The 12,602-nt window shown below is 65.2% G+C and carries 10 protein-coding genes; 4 read left to right on the top strand and 6 right to left on the bottom strand.

Annotated elements, in window-relative coordinates:
* Positions 1–86: 86 nt before the first annotated feature.
* On the top strand, positions 87–1,088 hold the full coding sequence (locus D3230_RS12990) for a LacI family DNA-binding transcriptional regulator (protein WP_202345478.1): 1,002 nt from the start codon (positions 87–89) through the stop codon (positions 1,086–1,088).
* Between the two features lie 100 nt (positions 1,089–1,188).
* On the opposite strand, the gene D3230_RS12985 is transcribed toward D3230_RS12990, so the two are convergent.
* The 6 genes from D3230_RS12985 to D3230_RS12960 are packed head-to-tail and all read right to left on the bottom strand — an operon-like array spanning position 1,189 to position 8,029.
* Positions 1,189–2,178, bottom strand: coding sequence for a sugar ABC transporter substrate-binding protein (locus D3230_RS12985; RefSeq protein ID WP_202345477.1), 990 nt, complete (start codon positions 2,176–2,178; stop codon positions 1,189–1,191).
* Entirely contained in the window at positions 2,175–3,230 is a 1,056-nt protein-coding gene (locus D3230_RS12980) for an ABC transporter permease (protein WP_202345476.1), read from the bottom strand. The genes D3230_RS12985 and D3230_RS12980 overlap by 4 nt, the downstream gene beginning before the upstream one ends.
* On the bottom strand, positions 3,227–4,234 hold the full coding sequence (locus D3230_RS12975; protein ID WP_202345475.1) for an ABC transporter permease: 1,008 nt from the start codon (positions 4,232–4,234) through the stop codon (positions 3,227–3,229). Before D3230_RS12975 ends, D3230_RS12980 begins: the two co-directional genes overlap by 4 nt.
* Positions 4,231–5,724 carry a sugar ABC transporter ATP-binding protein gene (locus tag D3230_RS12970; protein ID WP_202345474.1) on the bottom strand — a complete coding sequence of 498 codons (1,494 nt, stop codon included), beginning with the start codon at positions 5,722–5,724 and terminating at the stop codon, positions 4,231–4,233. Before D3230_RS12970 ends, D3230_RS12975 begins: the two co-directional genes overlap by 4 nt.
* Complete coding sequence (locus tag D3230_RS12965) at positions 5,721–6,773, bottom strand: aldose 1-epimerase family protein (RefSeq protein WP_202345473.1); 1,053 nt, start codon at positions 6,771–6,773, stop codon at positions 5,721–5,723. Before D3230_RS12965 ends, D3230_RS12970 begins: the two co-directional genes overlap by 4 nt.
* The gene (locus tag D3230_RS12960; protein ID WP_202345472.1) at positions 6,770–8,029 is read right to left on the bottom strand and encodes a cupin domain-containing protein; all 1,260 of its coding nucleotides are present in this window, start codon (positions 8,027–8,029) and stop codon (positions 6,770–6,772) included. The genes D3230_RS12965 and D3230_RS12960 overlap by 4 nt, the downstream gene beginning before the upstream one ends.
* A gap of 189 nt (positions 8,030–8,218) precedes the next feature.
* Between D3230_RS12960 and D3230_RS12955 the strand changes: the two genes are divergently transcribed.
* The 3 genes from D3230_RS12955 (at position 8,219) to D3230_RS12945 (ending at position 12,570) form a co-directional block, all read left to right on the top strand.
* Entirely contained in the window at positions 8,219–8,980 is a 762-nt protein-coding gene (locus D3230_RS12955) for a DeoR/GlpR family DNA-binding transcription regulator (RefSeq protein ID WP_202345471.1), read from the top strand.
* 87 nt (positions 8,981–9,067) lie between these two features.
* The gene (locus D3230_RS12950) at positions 9,068–11,107 is read left to right on the top strand and encodes a bifunctional aldolase/short-chain dehydrogenase (protein WP_202345470.1); all 2,040 of its coding nucleotides are present in this window, start codon (positions 9,068–9,070) and stop codon (positions 11,105–11,107) included.
* Positions 11,104–12,570 (top strand): rhamnulokinase, encoded by a 1,467-nt coding sequence (locus D3230_RS12945; RefSeq protein WP_202345469.1) that lies wholly within the window; start codon positions 11,104–11,106, stop codon positions 12,568–12,570. The genes D3230_RS12950 and D3230_RS12945 overlap by 4 nt, the downstream gene beginning before the upstream one ends.
* Positions 12,571–12,602 lie beyond the last annotated feature (32 nt).

The following is a 12,602-nucleotide window of genomic DNA, read 5'->3' as shown; positions in this document are numbered from 1 at the left end:
CGGTCTCACCGCCGCACGCGCCCGAGGGTCTAAGGCGGTAGCATTGTTCAATGAACCCAAGTTCGAACAGTGCAAGGCGGTAGGATTTGGCTACGATTCGCGATGTCGCAACGCTCGCCGGTGTCTCCGCCGGCACCGTGAGCAACGTTCTCAACCGCCCGTCCTACGTGCGCGCCGAAACGCGAGAGCGCGTGATGCAGGCAATCGCAGAGCTCGAGTTCGTTCCCGATCAGCGCTCCCGGCAGTTCCGTCCAGGCCGCACCCGCACCATTGGGATCTCCGTTGCCGAGCTCGGAAACCCGTTCTTTGTCGATGTTGCCCTGGGGGCAGAAGAGGTGTGCCGTGAGAACGACCTCGGAGTCGTACTGTGCAATAGCGGCTATGATCCCGTGCGCGAATCACACAACCTCGATCTGCTCGTGCAGCAGCGTGTCCAGGGCATCATCATCACGCCCGTCGACGAAAACAGCTCGCGCCTCGAGTCGCTCAAAGACCGCGGAGTACCCATGATCTTTGTCGACCGCGTCGGCGATGATCATGACGTGTGGTCCGTGGGCGTCGACGACCGTGAGGGCGGCAGGCTCGCCGTACGGCACCTCATCGACCGCGGTCATCGCAGGATCGCTTTCCTCGGGCATCCGCATCACTCCCCCAAGGTGAAACTGCGCTATCAGGGCGCACGGGAAATCGTGAATCAATCCGACGGCGATATCACTCTCGAACTCGTCAGCACAACGTCTTGGACCCTCGAGGAAGGCCGCCGAGTCGGAGTATCGCTCGCTGCGCGCCCCACAGACAAACGCCCCACCGCTGTCTTCTGCGCCAATGACATGCTCGCACTTGGGCTCACCCAGGAGTTGCTCCGCAACGGCCTCAGCGTCCCAGGAGACATCGCCGTGATGGGCTATGACGACATTGAGTGGGCTGGCGTTGGCGCGGTTCCGCTCACGACCGTCTCTCAGCCGCGCACGCTGCTCGGTCGAACCGCCGTCGAGATGATGATTCGCTTGATCAATCGGTCGGGACCGCTCCCCGAGGCAAACCACATCATTCTGAAACCAGAACTCGTCATCCGGGAGTCTGCATAGCGTCGGCTCCCGGTTACACAGACGCGCATCGGGTCCTCACGAGCGGTGAGGACCCGATGCACGTGTCCCTGCCCCCGGGGAAGGGGTCTGCAGTGCGTAACTAGAAGGCGGGCTCCTCGGAGTCGACGTTCTCTGCCGTCACAACCGTGAGCGGGATCGGGAGGCGAGCATCGACCTTCTCACCGGCGGCGGCCTGGAGAATCGTGTCGAGCGCGAGCTTGCCGTCTTCGACGGGCGACTGCACGATCGTCGCGTAGAACTGGCCGGCCTTAATGGACTCAAACGCGTCCTTCTGGCCGTTGATGCCGATGATCGGCGGGATCGCCTGCGGATCCTTGCCTGCCTCGGCCCAGGCATCGATGAAGCCGCGCGCCATGGTGTCGTCGTTGGCATAGACGCCGCCGATGTCGTCTCCGAAACGCGTGATGAGATCTCGGCTGGCGACGAGCGCCTTTTGCTGGTCGAAGTCGGCGTTCACCGTCTGCAACACCTCGATGTCTGCGCCGGTTGCCTTCAGCTCGTCCGTGAAGCCATCGGTACGACCGATCGTCGTGCCGTTGCCCGCCTGACCGGCGATGATGACGACCTTGCCGGATCCACCGAGTGCCTCCGTCATTGCCTCAGCGGAGAGCTTGCCCTCCTCGTAGACGTCGGGGCCCGTGAAACTCGCCACGAGCTTCATCGCTTCCTCGTCCATCGGGGTATTGATAAGCACGACCGGAATCTGGGCGGTCTGAGCCTGAATCAGTCCCGGAATGTAGGCCTGCGGGTCGAGCGGCCACAGCACGATCCCGTCCGGGTTGCGCCCGATACAGGTGGTGAGTTGCTCGGTACCGGTCTGCACATCGAAGTCCTGGCTCAGCATCGTTACCTGGGCACCGGCCGCGTCAGCGGCCTCCTGGAACGCCTTGTTTGCCGGAGTAGCGTACGCGTGTGACTCGGCCGCGGTGATGTAACAAATTTCTTTGCCACTCCCCCCAGCTTCCGCGTTGCCAGAGCCTTCGGCAGGTGCACCGCCGCCTGTTGCACACGATGCGAGCAGCAGCGCCGCTGCAAGCGCTGTTCCCGTGAACAGTACCTTCTTGATCATGCGATCGTCCTTTCGGTTTCTTTCGGTTGAGAGCCGGTTTTCGTCGGTGAGAGCCGGCGCACGAGAGTGGTCAGTGAGAGGTCAACACCCCGTTTGGAATGGGTGAGTCGGTCGAGCAAAATCAGGAGCAGGAGCGTCACCCCGGTGACGATGTCCTGCACGTACGCCGGGACGCTCTGGTATTCCATAGCGGTCGTGAGCGAAGCGAGCGTGAGGATGCCGCCGAGCGTGCCGAGTGCGGATCCGATGCCACCCTCAAGCCGGGTGCCACCGATCACGACAGCGGCGATCGCGGTCAGCACGATCGTGTCCCCGAACACCGGCGAACCGGTGTTCGAGGCGACCCCGAAAGTGACGCCGGCGATTCCAGCCATGAGCCCGCTACAGACAAACGCCCCGAAGAGATACCAGCGCGAGCGGATCCCGCTCGCCGAGGCGCTCGTGGCGTTGCTGCCCACGGCGAAGAGATTCCGGCCCGCAACGAAGCGCGTGAGCCACAGGTGCAACAGGAGGATCAGCACCAAGAACACCATCACCCTGGCCGAGAACGTCCATACCAGCGGCTGCGTGAGCGGGATCCCAAAGAATGGATCGATCCCACTGACCGGGCGCGAGTCGGTAATCAGGTGGCAGATCGCGCGAAACAGCAGCATGGAGGCAAGTGTCGCGACGAGGGAGTTGATCCTGAGCACCACCACCAAGAACCCGTTGAAACACCCGGCAGCCACACCGACGCCGAGCCCCACGAGCGCGGCGGGCACCTGCCCGAGCTCTCCCTGCAGTCCCACCGCTGCGATACTCGAGAGGGCAAGGATCGCGCCACCGGAGAGATCAAGCTGACCGGCGATGAGGACCACGGTGAGCCCGATGGCGATCAGGCCCATTGTGGCAGCACGATCGAGCCCGAGGCTGAGGGTTCCTATCTCGAGGAAGCCTGGCACAAACGTTGCAGCGATCCCGAGTGTGGCAACGAGGATCACGATCACGCGGTACCGCACCAGCCCGAGCAGCACGAGCGTCCAGCCGTTCGGCGTCACTGACGAGGTGTTCATGCGCGGCCTCCTTTCCGTCGGAGATAGATATCGAGCGAAACGGCGCCAATGATGAGGAGGCCCTTCGCGATGCCCTGCACCGGAGTGGGCACCCCCTGCAGCACGAGAATGTTGTTGAGCAACGCCACAAAGAGAAGTCCGCCGAGGGCACGCGGCACGCTGCCGGTTCCGCCGAGGAGACTGATCCCACCGACCACGACTGCGGTAATCGCGTCGAACTCATAACCGACGCCGATCCCGGGCCGCGCGGTCTGCAAGGTGACGCCGAGGAGTACCCCAGCGAGCCCGCTCAGACCCGCGGTCAGCACAAACGCCGTGGCTCGGGTCCGGGCAACGGGGACCGCACTCGCTCGCGTCGCGTCAGGGTTGCTGCCCGCCGCGTACACCCAGCGGCCAAGCGTGGTGCGCGAGAGGACCAGATGACCGGCAATCGCAACGACCAGGAACACGAGCACGATCATCGGGATCCCGAACACTCTGCCGTTCAAGAACGCCTGGGCAGCGGGGTCGGAGCCGTACACGATCACGCCGCCGACGCTCCACTGCGCGACGCCGAGCACGATCGTGCTCACGGCGAGCGTGGTGATCACCGGGTTGATGCGCGCGTAGCCGATGAGCAGGCCGTTGATACAGCCTGCGGCGAGCGCAACGAGGATCGCTACGAGCGCCGCTGGCACCGTGCCGATCGCGGGTTGCAGAGCCAGGGTCAGAATCGCGCCGACCGCGACGGTGGCCGGCACCGAGAGGTCCGCAAGGCCGCGGGTGATGAAGACGAACGTCATCCCGACCACGATCACCCCGAGGATTGAGATGTTGATGAGTACGTTGACGAGGTTGCCGACGGTGAGAAAACGGTCGGAAAGGATCGCTCCCACCACGAGCAGCAGCACGATCCCGAGCGGCATACCGACGAGCGGACCCATGCGCGCGGTCAAATTCGCCCGGGTCACACGACTGGTGCCCGGCACCCCAGTGTGGGTCGTATCGAGCTTGGTGTCGCTCATGCCGCCACCACCTCCCCTGTTGCCGCCTGCATGACGGTGGTTTCGTTTGCGTCTGCTCGGCTCAACTCCGCAGAGACTTTGCCCTCGTGCAGCACGAAAATCCGGTCGCTCACGGCGAGCACTTCCGGCAGCTCCGAGGAGATGAGCAAGATCGCAGTCCCTGACGCCGCGAGCTCCCCGATGATCTCGTGGATGTCAGCCTTCGCTCCGACATCGACCCCACGCGTTGGCTCGTCGAGGATCAGGACTCTCGGCTGCGCCGCGAGCCACTTCGCAATCACAACCTTCTGCTGATTGCCTCCGCTGAGCGTGTCAACTGGACGGTCGATCACCGGCGGCGAGACGCCGAGCGCTGCCACCTGTGTGTTCGCGAGCTCGGTTTCGCGTGCCCGGGAGATCCAGCCCCCTGTGGAAATCCGCCCGAGTACCGGAAGTGAAATGTTGTCCTTGATCGCTGCCGACGGAATGATGCCGTCGCGTTTGCGATCCTCTGGCACATACGCGATCCCGGCGGCGACTCCCTGTCCCGGGGTGCGCGCGTGCACCTGAGCGCCATCGACGCGCACGACGCCCGTCTGCGCGCGGTCAAGTCCAAAGATCGCGCGCGCCACCTCGGTGCGGCCGGCTCCGACGAGCCCGGCAAGGCCAACAATTTCCCCCGCGCGCACATCGAAGCTGACATTCTCGAACGCGCCCTGCCGGGAAAGACCCTGCACCTCAAGAACGGTCCCACCGATCGGTACCTCGCGCTTCGGGAACACGTCGGTGAGGTCCCGGCCGACCATGAGTCGGATCATCTCACCTGCGGTGAGCCCGGCAGAGTCACGCGTTTCGATCTGTCTCCCGTCTCTGAGCACGGTGACTCGGTCGGCGAGATCGAGAACTTCGCGCAGCCGATGACTGATGTAGACGATTGCGATCCCATCCTCTCGCATGCGCCTCACCACCTGGAACAGCGCTTGCGACTCGTGTTCACTGAGCGAAGAGGTGGGCTCGTCGAGCACGATGATGCTCGGTCGCTGCGCGTAAGCCTTCGCGATCTCCACGATTTGCTGCTGACTCACGGTGAGGGAGCCCAGGAGCGCCGTCGGGCTGATCCGCGCGTCGAGCGCGTCGAGCACCGCCACGGCTTCTTCGTGCAACCGGCGTCGCTGCACCAGGCCAAACCTGGATGGGGGAGCACCGAGCGTGATGTTCTCAGCAACAGTGAGATCGGGCACCAGGTTCAGCTCCTGGTACACCATGCCGATCCCGCGTTTGCGGGCGTCAATCGGGCCGGAAATCCGCGCTGGGGCACCCCCCAGCAAGATCTCTCCCTCGTCGGGCTGGTACACCCCGGCAAGGATCTTCATCAGCGTCGATTTCCCCGCCCCGTTCTCGCCGACGATCGCGTGCACCTCACCCGCGTCAACCACCAGATCGACGCCGGAGAGCGCGCGGATACCCGGGAACGACTTGGAAATGCCACGCATCTCAAGCACAGCGCTCATGCTGCACTCCCTTCATTGGACGCAGCCAGTCGGCTGCTCGGACCGCAATGAAACTCGAGCCGATAGTCCACGCTCTCGCCCGGCTCGAGCGTGGGCAACACCCCGGCGGTGCGAGCCGCTGCGCGGCCCCAGCTCCAGTCGACGTTGGTGGGTTCGAGGCCAAGCACGTAGTGTCCCTCACCCAGCATCTTCCATTGGTGGAGTGCGGGAAGCGTCGCGGAATCGAACGCGAGAGTGAGCCGAAGGTCACGCCCCGGGTTGTCCACGGCGACCTTGGCGATCCCGCGCCCGCTGAAGTCGTGCTTAAACACTTGCTCCGCGTAACCCGGGACCGGGCCTGAGATCTGGAACCAGTCGACCATCCCAGACTCCGCTGCGGGGTCACGCGGGGTCACCGAGGTCGACGGGATCTCGAGCACTGCGGCCTCATCCAGCAACGGCCAGCCGATGTTCGCGTGATACAGCACCATATGCCCCGCGGCACTCGGTGACTCGTTCGTGACGCGATCCTCCACGACCACGCTGCTGCCACCGAGGGGGACACTGATCCGCCGCCGCAGCACCAGGTTTTCACCGAACACTGCGGCCTGGCGCACCTCGCCGGTCACCACCAATTCCGTCTCGGTGACCTCGGTGCGCGTGACGGTTGCGGGCACACTTCCCACGCGTCCGTGCATCGGATACGCCACCCCGTCGTCGAGGCTCGCGGGCCCAAACGCATCGAGTCCGCAGGTCGCGAGCAACCCGCCGCCGAACCCACGCAGCCACTCCGTCTCGGCGTTCACGCTCAGTCCTGGTGCGGTGAATCCCGTGGGTGAGTGCCAGGCGATCGGAACGCCGCGGAAGGTGACCGCGCCCACATCGAGCGCGCGATCCGGATGGATCTCCACGGTGAGTCCCCCGCCGGAGGTCAGGATAAGGCGGCGGGCACCGCGCGCGCTCCCTTGCGTCTCAACGAGATCGTCAATCCCAGCGAGTTGTTTCAGGTGGCCAACCCTGCGCGTGGCCTCTGCGCGTGTGCGGCCGTATAGGAGAGGAGCGCCGGTCATCGATCGAACCCCAGTTCCTCGCGCTCGGCCGCGAGCTGCTCGTTGGCCGGTCCGAAGTGCTTCAAGATCACGAGATCCTCAGTGCCCGAAGTGTTGGTCACGGTGACTCCGTTCCGTGCCGCCGCCGCGGTCACGAAGAACTCGTCGCTCGAGAGTTGACCGTAGCGGATGCTTGAGATCGCGGCAATCGGCGCGTCGTTCAATCGGCCATGTCCCGCGACGGCGATGAGCCCGTACGCATCGCGTTCGGCGATCCGAGCCACGCCTCCCGGGGCCACGGTGAGTTCCTTTGCGCTGAACGCGGTGGCACGGTAGGTGATCCAGCGTTCGATGTATTCGGTGGACCCGGTGCGACTTGCGCTCGTTTCGACCGGCGGGGTGAAACGGTGACTCCAGAACTCTGGGTCTACATTGCGTTCCCAGTCGACGAGGTCGACGATGAAATCGAGGTCACCGACGCGGTCGGCGGGTACGTCTTTCCAGAGAAGGTCATCCGGCACCTCGCGGTTGTTCGACCAGGATTCGGTCATCGCAAACACGTCGCACGCAGCCTGTGGTTCGTAGGTGCACATGCTCGCCGGGGCGTGCAGAATTCCCGCGGGGACGTCCCATCCGGTACCGGGAGTGATTCGATACGCCTTCGAGAGATCCGTGATCCGATTGTCGCCGCCGGAGAGAAACGCCGCAAGTTTTTCCCGCAGCTGGTCCTTGGTGACCTCGGGGTGCAACCCAAAAAATGTGTACGGGAACTGGCCTCCGTGGTTGTTCATCTGAGGCGGGAAGTAATACGCCTCCGGCTTTCCCGGCTTCCCGACCAGTGCTGCGTGTTCATCGCGGTGGTGAATGTGGAATGGGAGCGGGAACTCGTTGTCGAAGAACTTTGAATACATGGGCCACAGGCCGTGGCTCTCCCACAGTCCACCGATCGCATCGCCCTTGACGTGGGCGATGAACTCGTCGAGCGGGATCACGCCACCGTCCGGATCCAGCACGAGGCTGAGACCTTCGAACGGGTCGGTGCGCGGCCCATTTTCGGCACGGACGGCGCTGGCGAGCCAGCGCTCATCAATCCCGCCGCGCTCCTTCCCCAGCGGGAAGTAGTCGTCGGGGTGGAGCCGAATCCGCCGCCCGGGGGTGCAGAACGCGCGGGGGACCCAGGTCGGTGCAAGACGGAGAATACCGTCGCCCGCGTTCATCGCCCGCTCGATCGCGGCCTCGGATCCGGTGACACCCTCGTACGGTCCGGCCTTCGCCATCTTCCACTCCTTTGTGTTGGTCGCGGACGCATGGGGTCCGCCGCACATATTTTGGTTCATTGAACCCTAAATGTTTCAATGAAGCTAACAGACGCACGATCCCAGCGCAAGGGCGACGCCCGTCAGGCAGCTCAATCCCCGAGCGACGCTGACCGCCGCACCCACTCCGCACATCAGTATGCTCGGGGCATGGCCGTAAACAGCAGCCTCGACGGCGAACGCAGGCGACGTGAGCTCGTCGAGCACATTCAGCGCACTGGCGAGATCACCCTCGAGCAGGCCGCTCGCCAGTTCGCGGTCTCGACCATGACGATCAGACGCGATCTCGAGATTCTCGAGATCGACGGCGCATTGAAACGCGTGCGCGGCGGGGCCGTCAGCGCTCTCGGCCCACGAAGCTACGACGATCGCTTGGCGACGCACGGCACCGCAAAGCGCGTCATTGCCCGAAAAGCGCTTAAGCTCGTGCCGCACGAGGGCACGATCGCACTCGATGCCTCAACGACCGTCAACGCCCTCGCAGAGCTGCTCGGGGAGCGCGGCGCGCTCACTGCATGCACCAACTCGCTGCAGACGTTCGACCGCCTCGCCAGGCTGAGCAACCTCACCGTACACCTCACCGGGGGGACACCCGAGCCCGTCACCGGCAGCCTCGTTGGCCCCATTGCCCACGCTGGCGCGCAACTCCTGCACACTCGCACGTTCTTCACCTCAGCAATCGGCATCACCCCCGAAGCTGGCAGCTCCGAGACCTCACTTGCAGAGGCCGAGGTGAAGCGCCACCTCGCCAACGCCGCCGACCGAACCGTCCTGTGCATCGATTCCTCGAAACTGGGCAAGCGCGCGACGGGAATGGCACTGCCCCTCGCCCGAATCTCTGCGATCGTCACGGAGCTGGATCCGGGCGACCCCAAGCTCGATCCATACCGAAACCACCTGGAGATCCACTAGGCACCAGGCCGTACGCGACGCCACTTGTCGGGCGTGTTATTTCATGTTATGTTCACATAAAATAACACCTCTGGATCAGGAGCACCCATGACTCTCCCCCTCACCGTCGAGGACTTACTCGCTCGCTCTCACCGCCTGGGTGCCGACACGAAGAATACGAACTTCGCTGGCGGGAACACCTCGGCAAAGGGCCCGGCGATCGATCCGGTCACCGGCGAGACCATCGAGCTCATGTGGGTGAAAGGGTCCGGCGGGGATCTCGGCACGCTGACCGCAGCAGGCCTCTCCGCGCTGCGCGTCGACCGGCTTCGCGCCCTTACCGCGGTCTACACCGGCGTGGACCACGAAGACGAGATGGTGGCCGCCCTCGAATACTGCCTGCATGGCAAGGGAGGTGCGACCCCGTCCATCGACACGGCCATGCACGGCCTCGTCGATGCCGCCCACGTGGACCACCTGCACCCGGACGCGGGCATCGCGATCGCCACTGCAGCGGATGGCGAGGCATTGACCGCCCAGATCTTCGGCGATCGCGTGGTGTGGGTGCCGTGGCGTCGGCCCGGCTTCCAGCTCGGCCTGGACATCGCCGCGATCAAGGAAGCGAATCCGAACGCTATCGGGTGCATCCTCGGCGGGCACGGGATCACGGCGTGGGGAGACACCAGCGCAGAAGCTGAGGAGCACTCGCTCTGGATCATCGATACCGCCGCTGCGTACATCGCCGAGCACGGCACGGCCGAACCCTTCGGCGCGGTGGTCCCCGACTTCACGGCGCTCCCGGACGCCGAGCGCCGCAGCCGCGCCGCGCAACTTGCACCCGTGATCCGGGGGATCGCGAGCCGCGACAAGCCGATGGTCGGCCACTTCACCGACAGCGAGGCCGTCCTCGACTTCATGGCGCGCGAAAAGCTCGCACCGCTCGCGGCTCTCGGCACCAGTTGCCCCGACCACTTCCTCCGCACCAAGGTCAAGCCGATGGTGCTCGATCTGCCGACCACCGCGACGGTCGACGAGCAGATCGCGCGCCTCCACGAGCTCCACGAGGCCTACCGCGCCGACTACCGCGCCTACTATGAAGCGCACGCCGACGAGACCAGCCCCGCGATGCGCGGTGCCGACCCCCTCATCGTGTTGATCCCCGGTGTCGGCATGTTCAGTTACGGGGCGAACAAACAGACAGCGCGCGTCGCCGGCGAGTTCTATGTCAACGCGATCAACGTGATGCGGGGTGCCGAAGCGCTCTCCAGCTATGCGCCGATCAGCGATGCAGAGAAGTTCCGGATCGAATACTGGGCGCTCGAGGAAGCAAAGTTGCAGCGGCTTCCGCAGCCAAAGTCGCATCAGGGCCGGATCGCGGTGGTCACCGGCGCGGCCTCGGGAATCGGGAAGGCCATCGCGACCCGCCTCGCGGCAGAGGGCGCATGCGTGGTCGTTGCCGACCTCGACCTCGCCACCGCGCACGCCGCGGCCGCCGAACTCGGGGGCACCGACGTTGCCATCGGCGTCGCCGCGAATGTCGCCGATGCGGACGCCGTGCGTCAGGCGATCGACACGGCGGTGCTCGCCTTCGGCGGCGTCGATCTCATCGTCAACAACGCCGGGCTGTCCCTCTCGAAATCCCTGCTCGACACAACGGAGGACGACTGGAACCTGCAGCACGACGTCATGGCGAAGGGATCCTTCCTCGTGTCCCAGGCCGCTGCCCGAGCCATGATCGCGCAGGGAATGGGCGGCGACATCATCTACATTTCCTCGAAGAACAGCGTCTTTGCCGGCCCCAATAACATCGCGTACTCAGCGACCAAGGCGGACCAGGCACACCAGGTGCGGCTGCTCGCCGTCGAGCTCGGCGAGCACGGCATCCGCGTCAACGGCATTAATCCCGACGGTGTGGTGCGGGGCTCGGGAATCTTCGCTTCGGGGTGGGGCGCAAACCGTGCCGCGACCTACGGTGTCGACGAAGAAGATCTGGGGCAGTTCTACGCGAACCGCACGATCCTGAAGCGCGAGGTAGTCCCCGAAAACGTCGCAGACGCCGTGTACGTCTTGACCGGCCCCGAACTCAGCCGCACCACGGGATTGCACATCCCGGTCGACTCCGGCGTCGCCGCCGCGTTCCTGCGATGACCGGGCACCGAGCGCACGGAGCCGTCGCCGCGGTCGATCTCGGGGCGACGAGCGGCCGCGTGATCGTTGGCCGCGTCGAGGCTGGCCGCGACGGTGGGGTGCTTCGCACCCAACACGTCGCCCGCTTCGCGAATGACCCGGTGCGCACCCGGGACGGGTTGCACTGGAATCTGCTTGAGCTGTATCGCCAGACTCTCGCCGGACTGACCGCGGCGGAGCGGAGTGCGCCGGGCGAAATTGCATCGCTCGGTATCGACTCGTGGGCTGTCGACTATGGCCTGTTTCGCAACGGTCGCCTGCTTGGGGTGCCCTATCACTATCGGGATTCCCGGACCGAAGCCGGGGTTGCTACCGTGCACGCGCGGGTGACTGCCGAGGAGCTGTACGCCCGGAACGGGCTCCAGCACCTCGCCTTCAATACGGTGTTTCAGCTTGCTACCGAGGGGGAACTCCTCGCGCTTGCCGATCGCATGCTGCTCGTGCCGGACCTGTTGAACTTTTGGCTCACGGGAACCGAAGCCGCCGAGCGCACCAACGCGTCAACGACCGGGCTCCTGGACCCGCACACCCTGGAGTGGGATCTGCACCTCGCGGACCGGGCTGGGATTCCCCGCCGGATCTTCGCTCCGCTGGTCGACGCGGGGACCCGGCTCGGCCAGCTCACCCCAGACGTGGCCAAGATGGTGGGACGACCGCTCGATGTCCTGGCCGTCGCCTCGCACGACACCGCATCGGCTGTTGCCGCGATCCCGAGCGCCCACCCCGACGTGGCATACATTTCGTGCGGCACCTGGGGCCTCGTCGGGCTCGAGCTCGAGGCGCCAGTCCTCAGCGAGGCGGCCCGCACCGCGAATTTCACGAATGAGGGCGGGGTGTTGGGGACCACCCGGTTCCTGCACAACGTCATGGGCATGTGGCTGCTCTCCGAGTCCCTCCGGGTGTGGGAACGGCGCGGGGACATTTCGGCGAGCGACACGAACGCGCTGCACGTCCTTCTGGGCGAAGCGGCTCGCGTGCCGGGCCACGTGCCCGTGTTTGACGTCAACGACCCGATGTTCCTGCCGCCGGGCGATATCCCCGGCCGGATCCTGCGCTGGTTCGCCGATCGCGGCGAACGCGCCCCCGAGGGTCCCGCCGAGATCGTGCGCTCGATCATCGAAAGCCTCGCGGTCGCATTTGCTGAGGCCGTCGCGACCGGGGCGGCGCTCGCAGATCGCGACGTGTCCGCCATCCACATCATCGGCGGCGGATCGCAGAACACGCTGCTATGCCAGCGGATCGCCGACCGCTCCGGCCTGCCGGTATTCGCCGGCCCCGTCGAGGCCACCGCAATGGGCAACCTGCTTCTGCAGGCGCAGGCCCTGGGCCAGCTCGGCCCGGAACTTGCCGATCTGCGGGCCGTGGTTGCCAGATCCACGCCGCTGCTGAAATATCACCCCCATTCAACTCCCGCTCAGCGCTAACGTCGACAGTGAACGCACCCCGACCCGAAGAG

Source organism: Leucobacter chromiireducens subsp. solipictus (assembly GCF_016758195.1).
Taxonomy (GTDB): domain Bacteria; phylum Actinomycetota; class Actinomycetes; order Actinomycetales; family Microbacteriaceae; genus Leucobacter; species Leucobacter solipictus.
Note: the sequence above shows the minus strand (reverse complement) of the source record. Positions and strands in the feature narration are given on the sequence as shown.

Excerpts from the sequence above, each read along its gene's own strand:
- D3230_RS12985 (WP_202345477.1), bottom strand. The coding sequence starts at position 2,178 with ATGATCAAGAAGGTACTGTTCACGGGAACAGCGCTTGCAGCGGCGCTG.
- D3230_RS12980 (WP_202345476.1), bottom strand. The coding sequence starts at position 3,230 with ATGAACACCTCGTCAGTGACGCCGAACGGCTGGACGCTCGTGCTGCTC.
- D3230_RS12975 (WP_202345475.1), bottom strand. The coding sequence starts at position 4,234 with ATGAGCGACACCAAGCTCGATACGACCCACACTGGGGTGCCGGGCACC.
- D3230_RS12970 (WP_202345474.1), bottom strand. The coding sequence starts at position 5,724 with ATGAGCGCTGTGCTTGAGATGCGTGGCATTTCCAAGTCGTTCCCGGGT.
- D3230_RS12965 (WP_202345473.1), bottom strand. The coding sequence starts at position 6,773 with ATGACCGGCGCTCCTCTCCTATACGGCCGCACACGCGCAGAGGCCACG.
- D3230_RS12960 (WP_202345472.1), bottom strand. The coding sequence starts at position 8,029 with ATGGCGAAGGCCGGACCGTACGAGGGTGTCACCGGATCCGAGGCCGCG.
- D3230_RS12955 (WP_202345471.1), top strand. The coding sequence starts at position 8,219 with ATGGCCGTAAACAGCAGCCTCGACGGCGAACGCAGGCGACGTGAGCTC.
- D3230_RS12950 (WP_202345470.1), top strand. The coding sequence starts at position 9,068 with ATGACTCTCCCCCTCACCGTCGAGGACTTACTCGCTCGCTCTCACCGC.
- D3230_RS12945 (WP_202345469.1), top strand. The coding sequence starts at position 11,104 with ATGACCGGGCACCGAGCGCACGGAGCCGTCGCCGCGGTCGATCTCGGG.